Here is a 20,679-nt window from a genome sequence, read left to right on the forward strand (position 1 = left end):
GACGTTCACCGCTACCCACAATGTACTCGAATCTTCTGGAGGCAACATGCTGGAAACCCCGACCAGTGTGCCCACGCGCATCTGTCTGGTGCGTCATGGTGAGACCGAATGGAATGCCGCACGTCGCATCCAGGGTCAGATCGACATCGGTCTGAATGAAACCGGTGTACGTCAGGCCGAGGCAGCAGGCCGATGGCTGAAAACAGCCGGTATTGTCGCGCTTTACAGCAGCGACCTCAAGCGCGCGTGGCGTACCGCAGAGGCGATTGGCCTGGTATTGGGCCTCGCGCCGCGTGCCGTTCCGGCGATGCGTGAACGACGTTACGGCGTTTTTGAAGGCCTGACCTACGCCGAGGCCGAGGCGACGTTTCCTGCTGGCTATGCCGCCTTTGAAGGGCGTAATGCCGATTATGATTTTGAGCATGGCGAAAGCCTGAAAGTCATGTTTGCACGGGTGACCAATCAACTGCTTGAGCTGGCTGGGCGGCATCGTGGACAGCAAATTGTGGTTGTGGTTCATGGTGGCGTGCTGGATGTGATCAATCGCTTTGTGCGCGGCAATCCGCTCGAAATGCCGCGCGATTTCCTGATTCCGAACGCAGGCATTAACTGGATTTCCACGGTCGACGGCCGGTGGACCGTGGAAACCTGGGGCGAAACCGCACATCTGGCAGACGGTGCGCTGGACGAACTGCCTTCGTGATAAAATTCCTGCCCTTTTCAACGGCTTGAGGCATTCCCCCATGTTTTCTGCGCAAGATACCCTGGCAAAAGTTGATCCCGAACTCTGGCAGGCCATCGAGGCCGAAGTCCAGCGTCAGGAAGACCATATTGAACTGATCGCGTCCGAAAACTACGTGAGCAACGCCGTGATGGAAGCGCAAGGCTCCCAGCTCACCAACAAGTACGCCGAAGGTTATCCGGGCAAGCGTTACTACGGTGGCTGCGAGCACGTCGATGTCGCAGAGCAGATCGCCATCGACCGCATCAAGTCGCTGTTCGGCGCCGATGCCGCCAACGTCCAGCCGAACTCCGGTTCGCAGGCCAACCAGGCCGTGCTGATGGCCTTCTGCAAGCCGGGCGACACGATCATGGGCATGAGCCTGGCCGAAGGCGGTCACCTGACCCACGGCATGCCGCTGAACATGTCCGGCAAGTGGTTCAACGTCGTCTCCTACGGCCTGAACGAAAAGGAAGAAATCGACTACGACAAGATGGAAGCGCTGGCCCGCGAACACAAGCCGCGCCTGATCGTCGCCGGTGCCTCGGCCTACGCGCTGCGCATCGATTTCGAGCGCTTCGCCAAGATCGCCAAGGAAGTCGGCGCCATCTTCTGGGTGGACATGGCCCACTACGCCGGCCTGATCGCCGCCGGTTTCTACCCGAACCCGGTGCCCTTCGCCGATGTCGTCACCACGACCACGCACAAGACGCTGCGCGGTCCGCGCGGCGGCGTCGTGCTGATGAAGGCCGAGCACGAGAAGGCGATCAATTCCGCCATCTTCCCCGGCCTGCAGGGTGGTCCGCTGATGCACGTGATCGCCGCCAAGGCCGTCGCCTTCAAGGAAGCCGCATCGCCGGAATTCCGGAACTACCAGGAACAGGTGATCATGAACGCCCGTGTCATGGCTCGCGTGCTGGGTGAAGAGCGTGGCCTGCGCATCGTTTCCGGGCGCACCGAAAGCCATGTCTTCCTGGTCGACCTGCGTTCCAAGAACATCACCGGCAAGGAAGCCGAGGCCGCACTGGGTCGTGCCCACATCACCGTCAACAAGAACGGCATCCCGAACGACCCGCAGAAGCCTTTCGTCACCTCCGGCATCCGCATCGGTTCGCCGGCGATGACGACGCGCGGTTTCACCGAGATCGAAGCCGAGCAGGTTGCCCACTTGATCGCCGACGTGCTCGATGCGCCGAACGATGAAGCCGTGGCGGCAACGGTGCGCGCCAAGGCTGCCGAACTGTGCAAGCGTTTCCCGGTTTACGGAAAATAAGCCGCGATGAAATGCCCTTTCTGCGGCAATGACGAAACCGGGGTCGTCGATACCCGGGTTTCCGATGAAGGCGATATTGTTCGCCGCCGCAGAAAGTGCAGTGCCTGCGACAAGCGTTTCACCACCTACGAGCGGGCCGAAATCCAGCTGCCGCAGGTGGTCAAGAAGAACGGCCTGCGCGCCGACTTCAGCCGTTCCAAGCTGCGTGCCAGCCTGGAACTGGCCTTGCGCAAGCGGCCGGTATCGATCGAGTCGGTCGATGCCGCGGTCGCCGATATCGAAGAAAGGCTACTGACCGCCGGCGAGCGCGAAATCAGCACGCAGCAACTGGGCGAATTGGTGATGCGCGAGTTGAAGAAGCTCGACAAGGTCGCCTACATCCGCTTTGCCTCGGTCTATCGCAATTTCGAGGACGTCGACGCCTTTTCCAAGGCGATTCGCGAAGTTTCTCCCGCCAGTACGCCGCGGAAAAAATGAGTTTCACCGCCGACGACTATCGGCTGATGGCGCGTGCGCTGCAACTGGCCGAGCGGGGGTTGTGGACGACTTCACCCAATCCTCGCGTCGGTTGCGTACTGGTTCAGGCTGGTGAAATCGTTGGCGAAGGCTGGCACGCAAAGGCCGGCGAGCCGCATGCCGAAGTCCATGCGCTGAAGGCTGCCGGTGAGCGGGCGCGGGGCGCAACGGCCTATGTCACGCTGGAACCCTGCAGTCATTACGGCCGTACGCCGCCCTGCGCCGAAGCGCTGATCGCGGCTGGCGTTTCCCGTGTGATCGCGGCGATGACCGATCCGAACCCGCTGGTTGCCGGCAAAGGCCTGGCCATGTTGCAGGCGGCCGGCATCGAGACGGCGAGCGGCGTGCTCGAAAACGAGGCGCGCGAACTGAACATCGGCTTTGTCTCGCGCATGACCCGCGGTCGTCCCTGGTTGCGCCTGAAGGCGGCGGCCAGTCTGGATGGCAAGACGGCGCTGAACAACGGCGTCAGCCAGTGGATCACCGGGCCGGACGCCCGGCGCGATGGCCATCGCTGGCGGGCGCGGGCATGCGCCATCCTGACGGGCTACGGCACGGTGCGCGACGACGACCCGAGCCTGACGGTGCGCGAGGTCGAGACGACGCGCCAGCCGCTGCGGGTGGTCGTCGACAGCCGGCTGGAGACGCCGGCGACGGCGAAAGTTCTGCAAGCTGGCCCGGTGTTGATCGCCGCGGCCGTCGACAATCCGGAAAAGGCTGAAATATTGCGGTCGACCGGTGCAGAAATCGTTTTTCTGCCGAATTCGCAGAGCAAGGTCGATCTGCCCGGATTGATGCAAGAACTCGGGCGGCGCGGCATCAATGAAGTTCACGCCGAAGCCGGCTGCAAGCTCAATGGCTCGTTGTTGCGCGAAGGGCTGGTCGATGAGTTTCTGTTCTACTTCGCGCCGTGCCTGATCGGTGACGACGCCAATGGCCTGTTCGGCCTGCCGGCGCTGACTACGCTGGCCGGCAAGCAGGCGTTGCAGATTCGTGATGTGCGCCAGATTGGCCCGGATATTCGCCTGATCGCCCGGCCGAGTTAGGGCCGCAAACCGCGCAGTCGGCGTCCTGCCGGAATTTCACCGTGCGCCATTCCATGTTCAATGCATCGAGCAGCAGCAAGCGGCCGCTCAACGATTCACCGATGCCGGCCGCCAGCTTCAGCGCCTCGGCTGCCTGCATCGTGCCGACGATGCCGGTCAGCGGTGCGAACACGCCCATCACGGCGCAGCGGACTTCCTCGACATCCTCACCCTCGGGGAACAGGCAGTGATAGCACGGCGCATCGTCGCGGCGCAGGTCGTAGACGCTGACCTGGCCGTCGAAGCGGATGGCGGCGCCGGACACCAGCGGTTTGCGGTGATGCGCGCAGGCCCGATTGATGGCGTGCCGGGTGGCAAAGTTGTCGGTGCAGTCGAGGACGATGTCGGCGCTGGCAACCAAGGCATCGAGTTCGGCGCCGGCCAGCGTTTTTTGCACCGGAACGACGTCGACCGCAGGATTGATCGCGGCCAGTGCAACCTGGGCCGATGCGGCCTTGGCCATGCCGACGCGGGCTTCGGTGTGAATGATCTGGCGCTGCAGGTTGGTCAGGTCGACGACGTCGTCATCGACCACCGTGATCCGGCCAATGCCGGCCGAGGCGAGGTAGAGCGCGGCCGGCGAGCCCAGGCCGCCGGCGCCGATGATCAGCGCATGCGTGTCGAGGATGCGTTGCTGGCCTTCGATGCCCAGTGCGTCGAGCAGGATGTGGCGGCTGTAGCGCAGTAACTGCTCGTCGGTCACTTGTACTCGCGCCACTCCGGCGGCGTATCGTCGTGGTCGCCGTGCGGTCGTTGCTCCCAGGCTTGCACATAGGCTTCCTGGGCTGACGGTTTGATAAGCTTTTCCGGTACGCCCAGATTGTGCAACTGGGTGTCTTCGACGTAATGGATCAGGGCACGGGTCAGCTTGCTCATCAGGGTATTGTCGAGATGAAATCCCTTGTCGACCAAGTGTTCTTCCAGTTCTTCCAGTGTGTGTTGCTGAAGGTTGTAAGCGACATCCAGCGCACGCTTCTCATACTTGGGTTCGACACTGAGTTCTTCCATGTGCTGCAAATCATCCGCCGCCTCGGGCACCTGCCCGGGCGGGAACTTTGAGAACAGGATTTCGCGTTTTTTCTTGAGGTCTGGGTTCATCATCCCTCCCGATGAGAATGCCTATTTCGTTTTGCTTTGCATGATCTGCAAGCCTTTGAGGATGTTCAGTGCCTGCTGGAACTGGTAATCCTCCTTGCTGGCATATTCCAGCCGGGCCGGCATCTCATCATCGCTATCTTTTGCGTCCTTGCCATTCTTGGTGGTTGGCTTTTGCGGTGTCTTGGTATCCACCGGTTTCTGGCTTTCGGTTTCCCGCTTGTTTTCCAGGTGGCGCTCAAGGTCCGCTTCACGGATACGTGGGGCGTTGCCCGCGCCGTTGGCGCTTTCTTCGACGATGATGTCCGGCGTGATTCCCTTGGCCTGAATGGAGCGGCCTTCCGGTGTGTAGTAACGTGCCGTGGTCAGTTTGATGGCAGTGTTGCCGGGCAGCGGAAGGACCGACTGAACGGAGCCCTTGCCGAAGGTTTGTGTACCGACAACCGCTGCACGTTTGTGGTCTTGCAGGGCGCCGGCGACAATTTCCGAAGCCGATGCCGAGCCGCCGTTGACCAAAACAACCATTGCGACTTTTTTGACGCCGGTTGGCAAAGTGCGCAACGGATCTTCGCGGGTGCCGCGCAGGTAGTCGCGCGGGCGGGCGAGGAATTCCTGCTTGGCATCTTCGGTGCGGCCATCGGTCGATACGATCTTCACATCAGGCGGCAGGAATGCTGCCGATACACCGATTGCCCCATGCAGCAAACCGCCCGGGTCATTGCGCAGATCAAGGACCAAGCCTTTCAGTTCGCCATCCTTGTAAAGGTTGTTCAGGTGCTTGGCCAGATCGGGGATGGTGGTTTCCTGGAATTGGGTGATGCGCACCCAGCCGTAGCCGGGTTCGATAATTTTCGACTTGACGCTCTGCACCTTGATGACTTCGCGCACCAATGTGATTTCGAGCGGCTTGGTTTCACCCTTGCGCAGGATGCCCAGCTTGATCGAAGTCTTGGGCTTGCCGCGCATTTTCTTGACGGCATCGGACAGGCTCAAGCCCTTGACCGGTGTTTCGTCGAGCTTGAAGATCAGGTCGCCAGCCTTGACGCCAGCGCGGTAGGCCGGGGTGTCCTCGATCGGTGAGACAACTTTGACCAGGCCGTCTTCCATGCCGACTTCGATGCCGAGACCGCCGAATTCACCCTGGGTGCCAACCTGCAGATCCTTGAAGGCATCGGCATCCAGATAGGCGGAGTGCGGGTCGAGGTTGGACAGCATGCCGGAGATGGCATTGGAGATCATTTTCTTGTCTTCAACCGGCTCGACATAGCCCTGTTTGATGGCGCTGTAGACCTCGGCAAAAGTGCGCAAGTCCTCGATCGGCAAGCCAGGCTTGACGTCCTTGTCGGCGAAGGCCGGCAGTTGCAGGGTGATCAGGGCGCCAGCGATAAAACTGCCGACGGTGAGACTAAGAGTTTTGATTTTGCTCATTTCAGACTGGCCCAAGACAGGGGGTCGATCGGTTGCCCTTTGTGGCGGATTTCAAAGTATAAACCGGATTCTTGATTGCCTCCGGTATTGCCGACGCTGGCAATGGTTTCGCCACCACTGACTGCTTGCCCGACTTGTTTGAGCAAGGATTCATTGTTGCCATAAATCGACAGGTAGGCATCGCCGTGGTCAATGATCAGCAGATTGCCAAAACCACGCATCCATTCGGAAAACACGACGCGGCCACTGGCTACCGCCTTGACCTCGCTGCCGCTGCCGGCGCGGATGAACAGACCGCGCCATTGGCCACCGCCTTCGCGGCTGCCGCCAAAACGACCGACCACCGTGCCGCGTGTCGGTAAGCGCAGCTTGCCTTTTTGCCGGGCAAAGCTGCCGTTGTTCGCCGCTGGCTCGTAACGGTTCTCGGCTTCAGCCTGGTGGCGTGCTGGCGGTTCGCTGCGTTCTTTCGGTGGCTCGTTGCGCGCTTGCGATTTTTCTGTTTTTTCGTTGCGCCGTGCTGCTTCTGCCGCGGCTTGTGCCGCCTGGCGCCGTCGAATATCCTCGGCGGCGCGCGCAGCGGCTTGTTGAGCCAGGATTTTGGACAGGCGGTCGACCAGTTGGCTCATGCGTTTTTCATCGCGTTGTAGCGAGCCAATCTCCTGCCGTTGGGCACGCACCTTGTTCGATAGTTCAGCGTGCAAGGCTTTGCGTTCCTGGCGCTGCTTTTCCAGTTCGGCGTGATGCTTTTTCTGTTCGGTTTCAACGCCACTGAGTTCGTCGGTGCGTTCCCTTGTGTCGGCTGCCAACGCTTTTTTCTGCGCGATGGTTGCGCTGACTTCACCCATTAGCTCGGCTCGCGTGGCAGCGATGGCGGATAAGTAGTGCAAGTCGCGCGCCATCTGGTTGGGGTCGTTGCCATTCAGCAGGAGGTGGAGGGAGTCGGGGTTGCCGCGCAGGTATTGCCGATAGAGCAGCTTTTCCAGTTGCGCTTGTTGCTGCAACAGCGTTTTGCCGAGCTCATGGGATTGCGCTTCCAGTGTTTCCAGTCGGCGTTGCAAGTTTCCTCGCTGCTGTCCGAGCTCATGGAGTTTTTGTTGCAGCCGGGATATCTGGCGTTCCGATTCGCGCAGGCGGTCGCTGGCGTCCGCGCGGGTGCCTTCGCTGGCGCTCAGTTCCTTGCGCAAGCCTTCGATACGATTGCGCAATTCATCGAGATCGGCGCGTTTTTCTGCCACATCGGGTGCGCTGCTTGCAGCGGGGCGGGCATGCACCGGTTGGCCGCTGATGGCCAGCGCAATAAGCAAAAACAGGCGCGGAAGCAGTCTTCGGGCCGGCACGAAGGGACCGGAAGTCTTGCTTGTTGGGGGCTGGGGCATCAGGGAAATTCTTGAATGAGTTCTTGGAATTGCGAGGCTTATTCTATAATCAACCGTTCAACCAAACAGAGGTTTTATCTTGGACGCTCCTTCCTTCAGCTTGATCGACAAGCAGGAACACATCGAATTGGCCGCGCGCGCGCTGAAGGCGATCGCCCATCCGTTGCGCCTGAAGATTCTTTGTGTCGTCGGCGATCAGGAGGCGTGTGTACAAGAGATTGTGGAAGCGGTAGGGACCTCGCAGAGCAATATTTCCCAACATCTGGCCATTCTGCGTGAAAAAGGTGTTCTGCTGACGCGCAAGGATGCCAATCGTGTTTTTTATCGGGTGGGCGATCAGCGCACCCTGCAGCTCGTCGGCATGATGCGCGAAGTTTTTTGTGGTGTGGAGAATTAAGTAATGCCGATGGACTTTATCAATCAGAATATTTTGCTTGTCGGGATCGTTGTGGTCAGCGGTCTGGGTTTGTTGTGGCCTCTGGTTTTCCGCCCAGTTGGCCGTCAGGTCAGCCCGGCAGAGGCAACCCTGTTGATCAATCGTGAAGACGCGCAGGTGATCGATGTACGTGAACCGGGGGAGTTTGCCGCCGGCCATATTTCTGCTGCGATCAACATCCCGGTCGGCAAATTGGCTGAGCGTTTGTCCGAGCTCGAAAAATTCAAGGCCAAGCCAGTCATCGTCTGCTGTGCTGCCGGCATGCGCTCCAATCAGGCATGCAGTGCATTGAAAAAGAACGGTTTTGAGAGTTTGTACAATCTGGCCGGCGGCCTGGATGCCTGGGTTGGTGCGAGTTATCCCCTTAGCAAGACCGGACGTAAAAAATGACGCAAGCTGTGTTGATGTACACCACGGCTGTTTGCCCGTATTGCATTCGCGCCAAGCAGTTGCTTTCAGCGCGTGGCGTAACGGCTATCGAGGAGGTTCGGGTGGATCTTGATCCCGAGCGCCGCGATGAAATGATGCAAAAAACCGGACGGCGCACCGTGCCGCAGATTTTTGTCGGTGAGACGCATGTCGGTGGTTGTGACGACCTCTATGCGCTCGACTCGGCCGGTAAACTCTTGCCCCTGCTGGCTGGCGAAGCCTGAAACTATTACTTATCAGAAAGCGAAACATGGAACAGAACGAACAGCAGCCGGTTTTCGGCATCGAGAAGCTTTACGTCAAGGATCTGTCGGTAGAAGTGCCGAATTCCCCGGAAATTTTCCTGGAACAGGAAGCGCCGCAAGTCGGTGTTCAGCTCAACACTTCCGGCCGTGGTGTCGGTGAAGGTGTCTACGAAGTCGTGCTGACAGTGACGGTGACTGCCAAGATTGGTGAAAAAACGGTGTTTCTGGTTGAAGTCGGCCAGGCGGGTATTTTCCGTATCGTCAATGTTCCCGAAGAGCAACTTGAGCCGCTGGTCGCCATTGCCTGCCCGAATGTTCTGTTCCCCTACGCCCGCGAAGCCGTTTCAGACGCAGTGACTCGTGCCGGCTTCCAGCCGATCGTGCTGCAGCCGGTCAACTTCGAATCGATGTACATGCAGCGCATGCAAGAGCAGCAGGAAGCTGCCGGGGCTTCGCTCCAGTAATCCGATGAAGTGTCGACTGCTTCTTGCTGCGTTGTCCTTGAGTTTTTCTGCCTCGGTGATGGCGGTGGATTACCGTTCGGTGGCCGTTCCTGCAGCCATCCTCTATGACGCCCCATCGCAGAAGGCAAAAAAGCTTTATCTGATCAAGGCGCAAACACCGGTTGAAGTTGTGGTCAGGCTTGAGGGCTGGCTCAAGGTGCGCGATGCCGAAGGTACGCTGGCCTGGATCGAAGCCGCTCAGTTGGCAGAAGGGCGAACCTTGATTGTTACAGCAGCGACTGGCGAGTTGCGCCAGGCGGAGCAAGCTGATGCACCGCTTGTCGGTCGCTTGGACAAGTGGGTCGTGCTGGAATATCTCGGTCCGGGTACTACAGGTTGGGTGAAGGCGCGCCATCGCGATGGCGCGACTGGCTTCGTGCGGTCGACGCAGGTCTGGGGCTTATGAAACTGACGCTTTTGGGGGCGGGTGCCTGGGGCACTGCGCTATCCATTGCCTTTGCCAAAGGTAATGACGTCACCCTGTGGTCGCGTGAGGCGGATGTTGCGGTCGACTTACAAAATAGTCGGGAAAATAAACGGTTTTTCCCTGGCTATCGTTTACCGGACAGTGTTCGTGTTGAAACCGATTTTGCGCTGGCCGTTGCCGGTGCGGAGTTGCTCATTATCGCAACGCCAATTGCTGGTTTGCGGCCGACTGTCGAACACCTGAAGGCAGTTGCCTGTCGGGTGCCCCTGCTCTGGGTCTGCAAGGGTTTTGAGGCGGGGTCCGGTAAGTTGGCGCATCAGGTGGTCGGTGACATTCTGGGCGCCGATGCTGTATTCGGCGCGCTGTCCGGTCCGAGCTTTGCCGAGGAGGTCGCCTCGGGACAACCAACTGCCGTGGCCCTGGCTGCGAATAATCCAGCATTCGCCCGTGAGGCAGCCCGCTCTTTGCATGCCACCCGCTTGCGTATTTATGCCAATGATGACCTGGTTGGTGTCGAGGTTGGGGGGGCGGTAAAGAATGTGCTGGCCATCGCGACCGGTGTTTGCGATGGGCTTGGTTTGGGCCTGAATTCGCGGGCGGCGCTGATGACGCGGGGACTGGCCGAGATTGCCCGCCTGGGCGTGGCCTTGGGCGCTCAGCGCGAAACCTTCATGGGTTTGGCCGGCATGGGCGATCTGATTCTGACCTGTACCGGTGACTTGTCGCGTAATCGCCGTGTTGGTCTGGCGCTGGCCGAAGGCAAATTGTTGCCGCAGATACTCGAAGAACTCGGACACGTGGCGGAGGGGGTCTATACCGCACGTGAAACGGACCGTCTGGCCCGGGAGTTGGGCATCGAGATGCCGATCAGTAGCGCCGTGGCCGCAGTGCTTGATGGCCGTCTCAGTGCCCGTCAGGCACTTGAACAATTGATGGCACGTGACCCGAAGGAAGAAGCGGTCTGATCGTTGCCCGTGTGACAAGAGCTTCTTAAGCTGTCAGGCAGCATTGCCAAAGCCGGTCTGGCGCCAGGCCTCAAAGACTGTGACGGCTGCAGCATTTGACAGGTTCAGACTGCGTTGTCCTGCTTGCATGGGCAGGCGCAGCCGGTATTCCGGCGCAAATGAATCGCGTACCTCGGCGGGTAGTCCGGCGGTTTCCTGACCGAAAACAAAAACATCGTCTGCTTTGAAGTTGACCGTAAAAAGATTGCGGCTGCCCTTGGTCGTCATGGCAAACATGCGCCGAGGTGATAGTGCTGCGAGGCAGGCGGCCCAGTCCGGATGACGAACGACTTTGGCGTATTCGTGATAATCCAGTCCGGCTCGGCGCAACTGTTTGTCGCTGAGGTCAAAACCGAGTGGTTCGACCAGATGAAGTTCAGCGCCGGTATTGGCGCACATGCGGATGATATTGCCGGTATTGGGCGGGATTTCGGGCTGGTATAGGACGACGGCGAACACGGCAGGGTTTCAGGCTGGAAAGCTGCCGATTAAAACATGGATTCACGCTTTCTGGGCGCGTGCCACGATGCCAACATGGATCAGTTGCGCACCGTGCAGGGCAAGAATGCGGCTGCATTCGTTGGCGGTGGCGCCAGTAGTCATGACATCGTCGATCAAAAGGACGCGCAGGCCGCTCAGGTCTTCTTGGCACTCAAAGGCGCCACGGACATTGCTGTAGCGTTCCTTGAGCGGCAAACTGGCTTGCGGCAGCGTTGCGTTACGCCGTTGCAGGCTCTTGCGGTCGACCGGTATGTGCAGGCATTTTTCCAGGGTACGGGCAATTTCGGCTGATTGATTGAAGCCGCGTTGGCAAAGGCGCTGTGGATGCAGCGGCAAGGGAATGATGCGATCAAAGACATGCGCGCGGAGCTTTTCTGCCAAGCGGGTGGCGAACCACTCGGCCAGCACCAGTTGATGTCCGTATTTCAGCGCATGAATCATGCGGTCTACCGGGAAATCATAGCGAAAAAGCGTGGTGATGCCGGCAAAGTGGGGGGGCTGGACCAGGCAGCTGCCACAACGTTCGCCATGCGTCGTGCTTGTGCCGCATTGGGGGCAGGTGTATTCCGGCTGGCCGGGAAGGTCTGTCTGGCAGGCTGGGCACAGCAGTTCTGTCCCAGTGTCAGCCAGGCAAAGCAGGCAGCTTCCAGGCAGCCAGGCAGGTCGTGAGTTTTGCCTATGCGCTTGCAAATCCGCTGGCTGGGGTAAAATTGACATCCGGCCCCCCGTTTCGGATAATTCATAATTACCGATGGTATTCGCCGTTGATTTTTCAAGTCTTTTTTCAAGGTCTTCCATGCAAGCCAGTTCCCTCTCCGCTGCTTCTTCCTGTGCCCAATCTGCACCCGTTCGTCGCTGGACAACCGAGGCTGTTCTGGCACTCTATGAAATGCCGCTGATGGATTTGATTTTTCGCGCCCAGCAAGTTCATCGCGAAAATTTTGATGCCAATGCCATTCAGCGCTCAGCGTTGTTGTCTGTCAAGACGGGAGGGTGTTCGGAGGATTGCAGTTATTGCTCGCAGTCAGCTCGTTACGACACTGATCTGGCCCGTGAGCGACTGATGCCGATTGGCGAGGTTGTTGCGGCAGCGCAGGCGGCAAAGGACAAAGGGGCGTCTCGCTTCTGTATGGGCGCTGCCTGGCGCGGTCCGAAGGACAACGATCTGGACAAGGTGCTCGAGATGGTGCGCGAGGTCAAGGCGTTGGGCATGCAGACTTGCGTGACGCTTGGCATGCTCAAGGATGGTCAGGCCGAGAAGCTGAAGGAAGCCGGCCTTGACTACTACAACCATAACCTGGATACCGACAAGGAATTTTACGGTCAGGTGATCAAGTCGCACACCCACGATGATCGTCTGGATACGCTCGATCAGGTGCGTGATGCCGGAATCAATGTCTGCTCCGGCGGCATTATCGGGATGGGCGAGTCGCGCAAGAACCGCGCCGCACTGATTGTCCAGTTGGCCAATCTGCCGGTGCCGCCCGAGTCCGTGCCGATCAATAATCTGGTGCCGATCCCGGGTACGCCGCTGGCTGATAACCCGCGTCTCGATCCTTTCGAGTTCGTCCGGACGGTCGCTGCCGCCCGTATCACCATGCCGGGCTCGTGGGTTCGTTTGTCAGCCGGGCGTCAGGAAATGAGCGATGAATTGCAGGCGCTGTGTTTCCTGGCGGGGGCCAATTCGATGTTCTACGGCGACCATTTGCTGACGACGGGCAATCCGGAAGTGGATCGCGACGACGCCTTGTTTGCCCGACTGGGCCTGAAAGCCGTTTGAGCGCAGATCAGACAGGCGGCGGTTTTGTCGACCGTCGCCAGGTTGCCCGGCGCTTTTCACGCGTCGCGCAGGACTATGGCAATGGCGATTTTCTTGCTCGGGAAGTCGACCAGCGGATGTTGGAGCGCCTCGACTATGTCAAGTTGGCGCCGCAGCGAATCCTTGATCTCGGTTGCAGTCGTGGCCGAAGTTTCGATCAATTGAGCCAGCGCTATCCCGAAGCGCAGATGATTGGTCTTGATCTCTCCTTGCCCATGTTGCAAGCAGGGCAAGTGCCCCGCCCGGCCTGGCAGCGCTGGTTGGGTTTGGGCAAGTCGGTGCCGGCACGGGTCGTGGCGGACGCGCTGCATTTGCCGGTGCAATCGCGGTCGACCGCAATAATCTGGTCAAATCTGCTGTTGCACTGGCTGGATGATCCGTTGCCAGCGCTGGCAGAGGCGCATCGCGTCCTGGAGGTTGGCGGATTATTGATGTTCTCAACGCTGGGGCCGGATACGCTCAAGGAACTTCGCGCAGTCTTCGCTGACGGCTATGCGCATACGCAGCGCTTTACCGACATGCACGATCTTGGCGATATGCTGATCGAATGTGGCTTTTCCGATCCGGTGATGGATATGGAAGTCATTACCCTGACTTATGACGATCTGGATGCCCTGTTTGGTGATTTGCGTGCGGCAGGCTCAAGTTGTGCCATGAAGGCCCGGCGCCATGGTTTGACCGGGCGTGGGCGTCTAGCCGCCGTGCGGGAGGGCTATGAAGCCTTGCGTCGGGATGGCAAGCTGCCGGCGACCTTTGAGATCATTTACGGTCATGCCTGGAAGCCGGAGGCGCGACAGATAGCGGACGGTCGCGCGGTAATCCACGTTGATTGGCCGCGCAAAGGTTAGCGCGCGTACTTAATCCGGGCGCTTGCTGAAAAACTTCAGAGGCTTGGCTATCGGGTATTGCGCTACCGGGATTGCCTTGCGTTGGCGATCCTGATGGCGCCACCACAGCAGAATTGCCAGTCCGGCAGAGTAGGTTAGTGGCCATATCAGCGACCGTTCGGCTGCCTGGCTTAGCCATAGGTAATGCACACACCCCAAAATTGCAATGAGATAGATGGTTCGATGGAGTTCCTGCCATTTTCTTCCACCCAGTCGGCGCAATGCCCATTGGTTTGATGTTGCGGCCAATGGAATCAGGAGTACGAATGCGGCAAAGCCGATGCTGGTGTAAGGATGTTTTATAACATCGCGGGCAATCGCGTCGACCGAGAAAGCGTGGTCCAGGCCGATGAAACAAAGAAAATGCAGTACACCGTATGCAAAAGTGAACAAGCCGAGCATCCGGCGCAAGCGGATCAGCCAGTGTTGCCCTGTGATTGCCCGAAGTGGTGAAATGCACAGCGTCACCAACAGGAAGTTTAGCGTCCAGATGCCGGTCCAGCGCTGCACGGCTTCGACAAGCTTTTCGTCCTGGGGTTGGCCTGATAGCGTATGGGCAAGCCAGCCGATAGGGAGCAGGCAGATCAGGAAAAGGAAAGGCTTGAGCAGTTTGAGTGCGGTGTTTTTGTCTGTCATGTGTCTGTTGTTTTGCGGCCGCTGGCGAACCGCTGTGTTGCCTTAGCTTGAAACGTTGAGCGCGCTACGCAGCTCGGCAATATCCTCTTCGGCCTCTTCAACCAGATCTTGGTAGCGGGCCCGGTCGGCATCCATCAATTCCTGTTCTTCCGGCGTATATTTGCGTGCGGTCCATTCGTTGTCGCAGCCGGCAAGCAAATTGGCAAAATAGAGGACGTCACGTATCGTGCAAGGTGTCTCGACATTTTGCAGACTGTCATGATCGCGCACGGCTTCAGCAATGCGTTCTGGCAGACCAAGTGCATAGATAAGGCTTTCGCCAATCCCTTCGTGCCAGCCGACGAGCAAATCGAGCAATGCGGCGCGGTCATTCTTGTATTCCGCGTATTCCGTCGCCCGATAGAGCAGGTAGAAAATCCCGATATCGTGCACCAGGCCGGCCAGCATCGCTTCGTCCGGGTTGATGCGACCGATGCGACGGGCGAGAACCCGTGCTATCGCGGCAACGTGCAAAGAGTGTTCCCAGGCGTTGTGAGAAATGCTTTCATAGTTGGCCAGGTTGCGTGATTTCAGCATCTGTTCCATGGCAACAGCCAGCGAAATGGTCCGCACGGAGTCGAAACCAATGCGGCTGATGGCAGTGGTCAGGTCGTTGATACTTTTGCCCGAAGGGTTGTAGCTGACGGAGTTGGCCAAGCGTAAAAGTTTGCTAGAAATCAGCGGGTCGACACCAATCACCTTGACGACCCGTTCGAGGCTGGCAAACGGGTCTTTGAGGGTGTTGCGGACAAGCAGGGCAGCATCCATGCAGGTTGGAAAACTGATGTCCCCGGAAAGATCGCGGGCGATATCTTCAAGAATACGGAAATGGACGCTGCCTAGTGTGTTCATGTTATCCAGAGATGTAACGTTCGAGTTCTTCGATCAGAAATTGCTGGGCACTGATTGTTTCCTTGACCAAGTCGCCAATTGACAGAATGCCCAAGACTTTTCCCTGTTCATCAAGGACGGGCAGGTGGCGGAAACGTTTCTCGGTCATCAGTGACATGCACTCTTCCAGCGATGTGTTCAGGCTGACGTAGGCAACGCGGGCGCTCATCAGGTCACGAACCGGTGTTTCCTTCGACGAACGTTGGTTGCGAATCTGCTTTCGCGCGTAGTCCCGTTCGGAAAAAATGCCGACCAGTTGTTCGCCCTCAAGAACCAGAAGCGCCCCGACATTGTGCTCGGCCATGATGCACAAAGCGTGATAAACCGTATCGTCGGGCGTTGTCGTGGCCAGGTTTGTCGGTTTGTCGGCAAGTAGTTGCTTGAGTGTTTTCATGGTTTGCCTCTTCGTTGTTGGTTTATGTGCGTTCAGTCTAAACTCAGTGCGGAGGCTCGACAAGAAAACCCGATATTCGCGTGTATCAATAATGCGCAGACAAACAAAAGGCAGCCCGCCGGGCTGCCTTTTTGGGGATGCTGTAGCGAATCAGCGCAGGCCGGCAGCGTATTCAGCAACAGCCTGAATTTCAACGTCGGACAGCTTTGCGGCAATCATCCGCATCATTTGTTCCGGATCGTTGGCGCGTGCGCCGATACGGAAAGCCTTCAACTGGGCTTCTGTGTATTCGGCAAACTGACCAGCAAGACGCGGGTATTGTGCGGGCAGACCTGCACCGGCCGGGCCGTGGCAGCCTGCGCAGGCTGGGACGCCCTTCTTGAAGTCGCCTTGGCGCCAGAGTTTCTTGCCCAGAGCAATCTTGGTTTCATCCTTGGCTGTTTCCGGCTTTAGCTTCTGGCTGGCAAACCAGGCGGCGACATTTCTCATGTCTTCATCGCTCAGGGCGGCAACCATGCCCGCCATGATGGCGTTGTCGCGTGCTGCCGGCTTGCCGTCGGCTGCCTTGAAGTTGCTCAGTTGCTTGTAGATGTAGGGTTCGATCTGACCGGCCAGGTGCGGATTGGCCGAAGTCATGCTGTTCCCGTCAGCGCCGTGACAGGCGACACAGATGGATTCAGCAACAATTTTGCCCTTGGCAGGATCGGCCTTGGCCGAAGCTTGCTCGGAAGCGTGAGAGAGAACACTGGTGGCAAACAGAATTGCCATTGCCGCGGTACGGATCATTTTTCGAACTCCTAATGCGCGTAGGTGGGCGCTTTGGCCGGAACGGAAGTCACAAACCTGTTATTCTATATCAGTTCCCCTTTACCTAGGCGGGTTATCCGCGTTTTTTATGCCTCTGTTCCAGAAGGCGGTTTTTCATACAACCGTCGCCCATCTGCGCGATCTACCCCCGGATTCCATTTGCGAAGTTGCCTTTGCCGGGCGCTCCAATGCGGGTAAATCTTCGGCAATCAATACCTTGGCTGGGCGGGTTCGCCTGGCTTTTGTCAGCAAGACGCCGGGCCGTACCCAGCATCTGAATTACTTTACGTTGGCCGATGGAAAATATTTCGTCGACCTTCCCGGCTACGGTTACGCCAAGGCGCCAGAGGAAATCCGCTCGCAGTGGGAGGGGCTGATCGGGCCTTACCTGAGCAAGCGGCAGCAACTGGCTGGTCTGGTAGTCATCATGGATGTGCGGCGTCCATTTACCGACCTCGACTTGCGACTGATCGACTGGTTTCGACCGACCGGTCGGCCGATTCATATTTTGTTGTCGAAGGCCGACAAGCTCAGCCGTCAGGAACAAACCAAGGTCTTCCAGTCGGTCAAGGCCGAGATTGCCACCTGGGGTGATGCCGCGCTGTATTCCGTGCAGCTTTTCTCCAGCTTGAAGAAAACCGGTGTCGAGGATGCCGAGGCTGTGCTGTCCGGCTGGCTCGATATCGCTAAACCGGAAAAGCCGGTCAAGGAAAACAAAGGGCCCCCGGATAAGGGGAGTCCGGGGGCCAAAATGCCTCAACGTAGTCAAGGCACCCGCTCAGGGAGGTGAAGCGGGAGATAGCGCGTGCCATCTGTTTGCTCTGACGTGTCGAGCCAATGGAAGTTCCGCGTTTCGCCATAAATTTTTACAATTTTTTCGAGGTTAGAGCATGACGATGCGTGATGGCATTTTTCCCGGTACCCGCATGCGCCGGATGCGGCGCGATGATTTTTCGCGCCGCTTGATGCGTGAGTCCGTTCTTACGGTCAACGACTTCATCTACCCGGTTTTCGTGCTTGAAGGCGAAAATCGCAGCGAAAAAATTTCGTCGATGCCTGGCGTCGAGCGCCAGTCGCTGGATGTGCTGCTGAAAACGGCCGAACGGGCGGTCAAGCTGGGCATCCCTGCACTGGCGCTGTTCCCGGTGATCGATGCGGCGCAGAAGTCGCTGGCGGCGGAAGAGGCCTATAACCCGAACGGTCTTGTCCCGCGTACCGTGCGTGCGCTGAAGCGTGAGTTTCCCGAGCTGGGGGTGATAACCGATGTCGCTCTCGACCCCTATACCAGTCATGGTCAGGATGGTCTGATCGATGCAAACGGTTATGTGCTCAATGACGAGACGCTGGATGTGCTGGCCCGCCAGGCCTTGTGCCACGCGACCGCAGGTGCCGACGTGGTGGCGCCGTCGGACATGATGGATGGACGGGTTGGCCGTCTGCGGGCGGAACTGGAAGCGGCGGGTCTGATCTATACGCGCATCCTGGCTTATTCCGCCAAATACGCGTCGAGCTTTTACGGGCCATTCCGCGATGCGGTCGGCTCGGCGGGTAATCTTGGCAAGGGCAACAAATATACCTACCAGATGGATCCGGCCAATACCGATGAAGCCTTGCGGGAAGTCGCCCTGGATATTGCCGAAGGCGCCGACATGGTCATGGTCAAGCCGGGTATGCCGTATCTGGATATCGTGCGGCGGGTTAAGGATGAGTTCAAGGTGCCGACCTACGCCTATCAGGTGAGTGGCGAGTACGCGATGCTGAAGGCGGCGGCGCAGAACGGTTGGCTGGATGAAAAAGCCTGTGTGCTGGAGAGCCTGCTGGCCTTCAAGCGGGCTGGTGCGGACGGCATCCTGACCTATTTCGCACTGGATGCGGCCGAATATTTGCAAGCTTGATTGCCGTACGGCACATGGCAAAAGGGCGGCTCCTTGGCCGCCCTTGTTCGTTTACGTGGTCGCGGCTTGCGACAGGCAGGCCAGGTAAAGCATAGGCCACTGTTGCGGCCAGAGGGAGAGCGGTTCGCGGCTGAACCCCGAGCGGGCGTACTGTTCCCAGCGGCCGACCACGTAGCAGCGCAGCAAGTTGGCCAGTGCGCCAAAGTCGGCGTCCGGTTTCAGGTTTTCCTGAGTTGCCGCGATGCGCAGCGATTGCTTCAGTGCCGCTTCGAGTTTGTCGAGCAAACCATTGATGCGGGTTTGCAGGCGCTCGTTTTCATTGACCAGCGCGTCGCCGATCAGGACGCGGGTCATGCCGCGATTTTTCTGGGCAAAATTAAGCAGCAGGCCAAGTGTCATTTCAACCTGGCGCAATCCGCGTTCTTCTTCGCGCCCGATCTGGTTGATGACACCTAACAGGCTCTGTTCGATGAATTCGATCAGTCCTTCAAACATCTGCGCCTTGCTGGCGAAGTGGCGATAGAGCGCAGCTTCGGAGCATTCGAGCCGGGCGGCCAGTGCGGCGGTGGTGATTTTTTCCCCTTTCGGGGTTTCCAGCATTTCTGCCAGGGTTTGCAGAATCTGCAGGCGACGTTCGCCCGGTTTGCTTGCCATGAAAGCTTACCCTCTCGTTGATTTTTATGCCGAAATTATAGTCGACCGCAACGTTGGGGCAGTTGCAGGACCGAGGAAACCTTCAGGTCCACATAGGGCGGCTGGCGAGAGTTGGTGCTCACCAGCACGGTGCGCATGCCGAGTTTTTTTGCCGTCACCAGATTGGGCAGGCTGTCTTCGACCATGATGCAATGCCGTGGATCGAGTCGTTCGGCATGGAGCAGGGCACGGAAACCGGCGGGCATCGGCTTGGGCTGGAATTTCAGGCTTTCCACCGTGTAGACCGCAGCAAAGCACTGTCCGAGACCTGTCAGGTCGAGGATGGCTTTGGTGTAGTGACGGGGGGCATTGGAAAAAAGGATCTTGCGGCCGGGCAAGCGCTTCAGTGCGTTCAGCAGCGGCTTTTCAAAGACCAGCATGCGCTGCAGATCGGGAAATTGATGCGTTTCCCACAGAAAGTGATGCGGGTCGATGTTGTGGTGGCGGATCAGACCGAGCAGCGTGGCGCCGTAGCGTGTCCAGTAGCGTTGCCGGATGCGGTTGGCCTCGTCTTTGTCGACGCCTAGATGTCGCTCGATGTATTCGCGCATCGAGCGATTGATGTGCGGGAAGATGTGTGGGGTCGCGTTGTGCAGTGTGTTGTCGAGGTCAAACAGCCAGACGCGATCCCCGGGCATGCTTAGTGCGACTTGATCATCGTGCCGACGCCATGGTCGGTCAGAATTTCCAGCAACAGCGCGTGTTCGACGCGGCCATCGATGATGTGCACGCCCTTGACGCCATTGCGTGCAGCATCGAGGGCCGAGCCGATTTTCGGCAGCATGCCGCCGGACAGCGTGCCATCGGCCACCATCTCGTCGATTTCCTTGGGCGTGATGCCGGTGATCAGATTGCCCGCCTTGTCCAGGACACCTGGCGTGTTGGTCAGCAAGACCAGCTTTTCGGCCTTCAGGACTTCGGCGATCTTGCCGGCTACCACATCGGCATTGATGTTGTAGGTTTCGCCATCCTTGCCAACCCCGATCGGAGCAATGACCGGGATGAAGGAACCCTTGTCGAGATGGTCGATCAGCGAGGGATCGATCGAGGTGATTTCGCCGACCTGGCCTACATCGATCAGGTCGCCCGGGTTGTCCTTGTTTTCCAGCATCAACTTCTTGGCGCGAATGAAATTGCCATCCTTGCCGGTCAGGCCGACGGCCTTGCCGCCGTGCTGGTTGATCAGGTTGACGATGTCTTTGTTCACCTGGCCGCCGAGGACCATTTCGACGACTTCCATGGTTTCGGCATCGGTGACGCGCATGCCCTGAATGAACTCGCCCTTTTTGCCGACGCGTGCCAGCAGGTTTTCGATCTGCGGTCCGCCGCCGTGCACGACGACGATGTTGAAACCGACCAGTTCAAGCAGCACGACATCGCGCGCGAAGCAGTTTTTCAGGTGTTCGTCGGTCATCGCATTGCCACCGTATTTGACGACGATGGTCTTGCCGTGGAAACGCTTGATGTAAGGCAGTGCTTCGGCCAGAACGGCGGCCTTGGTGCCGGGGGTAAGGTTTGCGGTGCTCATGGCAGGCTCCTGAAGGAATCGCGGCGAATTGTACAAAGAAAAAGGTCGGAG

27 protein-coding genes are annotated in these 20,679 nt (G+C 58.5%); 14 read left to right on the forward strand and 13 right to left on the reverse strand.

Annotated elements, in window-relative coordinates; translation table 11 throughout:
* The first annotated feature begins 46 nt into the window (after positions 1–46).
* Genes RCI20_RS10925 through ribD form a run of 4 tightly spaced genes read left to right on the forward strand, consistent with a single transcriptional unit; the run spans position 47 to position 3,556 of the window.
* Positions 47–703, forward strand: coding sequence for a histidine phosphatase family protein (locus RCI20_RS10925; protein ID WP_306605383.1), 657 nt, complete (start codon positions 47–49; stop codon positions 701–703).
* A gap of 40 nt (positions 704–743) precedes the next feature.
* Positions 744–1,994: a serine hydroxymethyltransferase gene (gene glyA / locus RCI20_RS10930; protein WP_306605385.1), complete on the forward strand. Its 1,251-nt coding sequence runs from the start codon at positions 744–746 to the stop codon at positions 1,992–1,994.
* Positions 1,995–2,000: 6 nt separating this feature from the next.
* On the forward strand, positions 2,001–2,471 hold the full coding sequence (nrdR, locus tag RCI20_RS10935) for a transcriptional regulator NrdR (RefSeq protein WP_076095398.1): 471 nt from the start codon (positions 2,001–2,003) through the stop codon (positions 2,469–2,471).
* On the forward strand, positions 2,468–3,556 hold the full coding sequence (ribD, locus tag RCI20_RS10940) for a bifunctional diaminohydroxyphosphoribosylaminopyrimidine deaminase/5-amino-6-(5-phosphoribosylamino)uracil reductase RibD (protein ID WP_306605389.1): 1,089 nt from the start codon (positions 2,468–2,470) through the stop codon (positions 3,554–3,556). Before nrdR ends, ribD begins: the two co-directional genes overlap by 4 nt.
* Here ribD and RCI20_RS10945 read toward each other — a convergent pair.
* From RCI20_RS10945 to RCI20_RS10960, 4 genes are read right to left on the reverse strand one after another with little or no spacing between them, the layout of a single operon-like run.
* Positions 3,471–4,298 carry a molybdopterin-synthase adenylyltransferase MoeB gene (locus RCI20_RS10945; RefSeq protein WP_306605478.1) on the reverse strand — a complete coding sequence of 276 codons (828 nt, stop codon included), beginning with the start codon at positions 4,296–4,298 and terminating at the stop codon, positions 3,471–3,473. The genes ribD and RCI20_RS10945 overlap by 86 nt on opposite strands.
* Complete coding sequence (locus RCI20_RS10950; protein ID WP_306605391.1) at positions 4,295–4,693, reverse strand: hypothetical protein; 399 nt, start codon at positions 4,691–4,693, stop codon at positions 4,295–4,297. Before RCI20_RS10950 ends, RCI20_RS10945 begins: the two co-directional genes overlap by 4 nt.
* A gap of 21 nt (positions 4,694–4,714) precedes the next feature.
* Entirely contained in the window at positions 4,715–6,118 is a 1,404-nt protein-coding gene (locus tag RCI20_RS10955) for a S41 family peptidase (RefSeq protein ID WP_306605393.1), read from the reverse strand.
* Entirely contained in the window at positions 6,115–7,494 is a 1,380-nt protein-coding gene (locus tag RCI20_RS10960) for a murein hydrolase activator EnvC (protein WP_306605395.1), read from the reverse strand. The genes RCI20_RS10955 and RCI20_RS10960 overlap by 4 nt, the downstream gene beginning before the upstream one ends.
* Positions 7,495–7,594: 100 nt before the next feature.
* Between RCI20_RS10960 and RCI20_RS10965 the strand changes: the two genes are divergently transcribed.
* The 6 genes from RCI20_RS10965 to RCI20_RS10990 are packed head-to-tail and all read left to right on the forward strand — an operon-like array spanning position 7,595 to position 10,499.
* Complete coding sequence (locus tag RCI20_RS10965) at positions 7,595–7,891, forward strand: helix-turn-helix transcriptional regulator (protein WP_306605397.1); 297 nt, start codon at positions 7,595–7,597, stop codon at positions 7,889–7,891.
* A 3-nt stretch (positions 7,892–7,894) separates the two neighbouring features.
* A complete protein-coding gene (locus RCI20_RS10970; protein WP_306605399.1) occupies positions 7,895–8,320 on the forward strand; it encodes a rhodanese-like domain-containing protein in 426 nt (141 codons plus the stop codon).
* Positions 8,317–8,583 (forward strand): glutaredoxin 3, encoded by a 267-nt coding sequence (gene grxC, locus RCI20_RS10975; RefSeq protein ID WP_306605401.1) that lies wholly within the window; start codon positions 8,317–8,319, stop codon positions 8,581–8,583. The genes RCI20_RS10970 and grxC overlap by 4 nt, the downstream gene beginning before the upstream one ends.
* 26 nt (positions 8,584–8,609) lie before the next feature.
* On the forward strand, positions 8,610–9,068 hold the full coding sequence (gene secB, locus RCI20_RS10980) for a protein-export chaperone SecB (RefSeq protein ID WP_306605403.1): 459 nt from the start codon (positions 8,610–8,612) through the stop codon (positions 9,066–9,068).
* A 4-nt stretch (positions 9,069–9,072) separates the two neighbouring features.
* Complete coding sequence (locus RCI20_RS10985) at positions 9,073–9,513, forward strand: SH3 domain-containing protein (protein WP_306605405.1); 441 nt, start codon at positions 9,073–9,075, stop codon at positions 9,511–9,513.
* Positions 9,510–10,499, forward strand: a complete 990-nt coding sequence (locus RCI20_RS10990) for an NAD(P)H-dependent glycerol-3-phosphate dehydrogenase (protein WP_306605407.1) — start codon at positions 9,510–9,512, stop codon at positions 10,497–10,499. The genes RCI20_RS10985 and RCI20_RS10990 overlap by 4 nt, the downstream gene beginning before the upstream one ends.
* A 33-nt stretch (positions 10,500–10,532) precedes the next feature.
* On the opposite strand, the gene trmL is transcribed toward RCI20_RS10990, so the two are convergent.
* Both trmL and RCI20_RS11000 read right to left on the reverse strand, forming a co-directional pair.
* Entirely contained in the window at positions 10,533–10,997 is a 465-nt protein-coding gene (gene trmL, locus RCI20_RS10995; protein WP_306605409.1) for a tRNA (uridine(34)/cytosine(34)/5-carboxymethylaminomethyluridine(34)-2'-O)-methyltransferase TrmL, read from the reverse strand.
* A 42-nt stretch (positions 10,998–11,039) separates the two neighbouring features.
* A complete protein-coding gene (locus RCI20_RS11000; protein WP_306605411.1) occupies positions 11,040–11,756 on the reverse strand; it encodes a ComF family protein in 717 nt (238 codons plus the stop codon).
* 79 nt (positions 11,757–11,835) lie between these two features.
* Between RCI20_RS11000 and bioB the strand changes: the two genes are divergently transcribed.
* Positions 11,836–12,819 (forward strand): biotin synthase BioB, encoded by a 984-nt coding sequence (gene bioB / locus RCI20_RS11005; protein WP_306605413.1) that lies wholly within the window; start codon positions 11,836–11,838, stop codon positions 12,817–12,819.
* The gene (locus tag RCI20_RS11010; protein WP_306605414.1) at positions 12,816–13,706 is read left to right on the forward strand and encodes a methyltransferase domain-containing protein; all 891 of its coding nucleotides are present in this window, start codon (positions 12,816–12,818) and stop codon (positions 13,704–13,706) included. The genes bioB and RCI20_RS11010 overlap by 4 nt, the downstream gene beginning before the upstream one ends.
* A 9-nt stretch (positions 13,707–13,715) precedes the next feature.
* Here the strand turns inward: RCI20_RS11010 and RCI20_RS11015 are convergent, their stop codons facing one another.
* The 4 genes from RCI20_RS11015 to RCI20_RS11030 form a co-directional block, all read right to left on the reverse strand.
* Positions 13,716–14,381 (reverse strand): sulfite oxidase heme-binding subunit YedZ, encoded by a 666-nt coding sequence (locus RCI20_RS11015; protein ID WP_306605416.1) that lies wholly within the window; start codon positions 14,379–14,381, stop codon positions 13,716–13,718.
* A 42-nt stretch (positions 14,382–14,423) separates the two neighbouring features.
* Positions 14,424–15,272: an HDOD domain-containing protein gene (locus tag RCI20_RS11020; RefSeq protein WP_306605418.1), complete on the reverse strand. Its 849-nt coding sequence runs from the start codon at positions 15,270–15,272 to the stop codon at positions 14,424–14,426.
* Between the two features lies 1 nt (position 15,273).
* On the reverse strand, positions 15,274–15,705 hold the full coding sequence (locus RCI20_RS11025) for a CBS domain-containing protein (protein WP_306605420.1): 432 nt from the start codon (positions 15,703–15,705) through the stop codon (positions 15,274–15,276).
* A 150-nt stretch (positions 15,706–15,855) separates the two neighbouring features.
* Positions 15,856–16,491 carry a cytochrome c gene (locus RCI20_RS11030; RefSeq protein WP_306605422.1) on the reverse strand — a complete coding sequence of 212 codons (636 nt, stop codon included), beginning with the start codon at positions 16,489–16,491 and terminating at the stop codon, positions 15,856–15,858.
* A 109-nt stretch (positions 16,492–16,600) separates the two neighbouring features.
* Between RCI20_RS11030 and yihA the strand changes: the two genes are divergently transcribed.
* Together yihA and hemB are read left to right on the forward strand one after the other, a co-directional pair.
* Positions 16,601–17,302 carry a ribosome biogenesis GTP-binding protein YihA/YsxC gene (yihA, locus tag RCI20_RS11035; RefSeq protein WP_306605424.1) on the forward strand — a complete coding sequence of 234 codons (702 nt, stop codon included), beginning with the start codon at positions 16,601–16,603 and terminating at the stop codon, positions 17,300–17,302.
* Between the two features lie 106 nt (positions 17,303–17,408).
* Positions 17,409–18,407, forward strand: a complete 999-nt coding sequence (gene hemB, locus RCI20_RS11040; protein ID WP_306605480.1) for a porphobilinogen synthase — start codon at positions 17,409–17,411, stop codon at positions 18,405–18,407.
* A gap of 51 nt (positions 18,408–18,458) precedes the next feature.
* Here hemB and slmA read toward each other — a convergent pair whose 3' ends face one another.
* Genes slmA through argB form a run of 3 tightly spaced genes read right to left on the reverse strand, consistent with a single transcriptional unit; the run spans position 18,459 to position 20,628 of the window.
* Positions 18,459–19,061, reverse strand: coding sequence for a nucleoid occlusion factor SlmA (gene slmA / locus RCI20_RS11045; RefSeq protein WP_306605426.1), 603 nt, complete (start codon positions 19,059–19,061; stop codon positions 18,459–18,461).
* Positions 19,062–19,096: 35 nt separating this feature from the next.
* The gene (locus RCI20_RS11050; RefSeq protein ID WP_306605427.1) at positions 19,097–19,738 is read right to left on the reverse strand and encodes a pyrimidine 5'-nucleotidase; all 642 of its coding nucleotides are present in this window, start codon (positions 19,736–19,738) and stop codon (positions 19,097–19,099) included.
* Between the two features lie 2 nt (positions 19,739–19,740).
* Complete coding sequence (gene argB / locus RCI20_RS11055) at positions 19,741–20,628, reverse strand: acetylglutamate kinase (RefSeq protein ID WP_306605429.1); 888 nt, start codon at positions 20,626–20,628, stop codon at positions 19,741–19,743.
* Positions 20,629–20,679 lie beyond the last annotated feature (51 nt).

Source organism: Azonexus sp. (assembly GCF_030824335.1).
Lineage (GTDB): Bacteria > Pseudomonadota > Gammaproteobacteria > Burkholderiales > Rhodocyclaceae > Azonexus.

What these genes read in the sequence shown, in the direction of transcription:
- RCI20_RS10925 (WP_306605383.1), top strand. Translation starts at nt 47, where the DNA reads ATGCTGGAAACCCCGACCAGTGTGCCCACGCGCATCTGTCTGGTGCGT.
- glyA (WP_306605385.1), top strand. Translation starts at nt 744, where the DNA reads ATGTTTTCTGCGCAAGATACCCTGGCAAAAGTTGATCCCGAACTCTGG.
- nrdR (WP_076095398.1), top strand. Translation starts at nt 2,001, where the DNA reads ATGAAATGCCCTTTCTGCGGCAATGACGAAACCGGGGTCGTCGATACC.
- ribD (WP_306605389.1), top strand. Translation starts at nt 2,468, where the DNA reads ATGAGTTTCACCGCCGACGACTATCGGCTGATGGCGCGTGCGCTGCAA.
- RCI20_RS10950 (WP_306605391.1), bottom strand. Translation starts at nt 4,693, where the DNA reads ATGAACCCAGACCTCAAGAAAAAACGCGAAATCCTGTTCTCAAAGTTC.
- RCI20_RS10955 (WP_306605393.1), bottom strand. Translation starts at nt 6,118, where the DNA reads ATGAGCAAAATCAAAACTCTTAGTCTCACCGTCGGCAGTTTTATCGCT.
- RCI20_RS10960 (WP_306605395.1), bottom strand. Translation starts at nt 7,494, where the DNA reads ATGCCCCAGCCCCCAACAAGCAAGACTTCCGGTCCCTTCGTGCCGGCC.
- RCI20_RS10970 (WP_306605399.1), top strand. Translation starts at nt 7,895, where the DNA reads ATGCCGATGGACTTTATCAATCAGAATATTTTGCTTGTCGGGATCGTT.
- grxC (WP_306605401.1), top strand. Translation starts at nt 8,317, where the DNA reads ATGACGCAAGCTGTGTTGATGTACACCACGGCTGTTTGCCCGTATTGC.
- secB (WP_306605403.1), top strand. Translation starts at nt 8,610, where the DNA reads ATGGAACAGAACGAACAGCAGCCGGTTTTCGGCATCGAGAAGCTTTAC.
- RCI20_RS10985 (WP_306605405.1), top strand. Translation starts at nt 9,073, where the DNA reads ATGAAGTGTCGACTGCTTCTTGCTGCGTTGTCCTTGAGTTTTTCTGCC.
- RCI20_RS10990 (WP_306605407.1), top strand. Translation starts at nt 9,510, where the DNA reads ATGAAACTGACGCTTTTGGGGGCGGGTGCCTGGGGCACTGCGCTATCC.
- RCI20_RS11000 (WP_306605411.1), bottom strand. Translation starts at nt 11,756, where the DNA reads ATGTCAATTTTACCCCAGCCAGCGGATTTGCAAGCGCATAGGCAAAAC.
- bioB (WP_306605413.1), top strand. Translation starts at nt 11,836, where the DNA reads ATGCAAGCCAGTTCCCTCTCCGCTGCTTCTTCCTGTGCCCAATCTGCA.
- RCI20_RS11015 (WP_306605416.1), bottom strand. Translation starts at nt 14,381, where the DNA reads ATGACAGACAAAAACACCGCACTCAAACTGCTCAAGCCTTTCCTTTTC.
- RCI20_RS11020 (WP_306605418.1), bottom strand. Translation starts at nt 15,272, where the DNA reads ATGAACACACTAGGCAGCGTCCATTTCCGTATTCTTGAAGATATCGCC.
- RCI20_RS11025 (WP_306605420.1), bottom strand. Translation starts at nt 15,705, where the DNA reads ATGAAAACACTCAAGCAACTACTTGCCGACAAACCGACAAACCTGGCC.
- RCI20_RS11030 (WP_306605422.1), bottom strand. Translation starts at nt 16,491, where the DNA reads ATGATCCGTACCGCGGCAATGGCAATTCTGTTTGCCACCAGTGTTCTC.
- yihA (WP_306605424.1), top strand. Translation starts at nt 16,601, where the DNA reads ATGCCTCTGTTCCAGAAGGCGGTTTTTCATACAACCGTCGCCCATCTG.
- hemB (WP_306605480.1), top strand. Translation starts at nt 17,409, where the DNA reads ATGCGTGATGGCATTTTTCCCGGTACCCGCATGCGCCGGATGCGGCGC.
- slmA (WP_306605426.1), bottom strand. Translation starts at nt 19,061, where the DNA reads ATGGCAAGCAAACCGGGCGAACGTCGCCTGCAGATTCTGCAAACCCTG.
- RCI20_RS11050 (WP_306605427.1), bottom strand. Translation starts at nt 19,738, where the DNA reads ATGCCCGGGGATCGCGTCTGGCTGTTTGACCTCGACAACACACTGCAC.
- argB (WP_306605429.1), bottom strand. Translation starts at nt 20,628, where the DNA reads ATGAGCACCGCAAACCTTACCCCCGGCACCAAGGCCGCCGTTCTGGCC.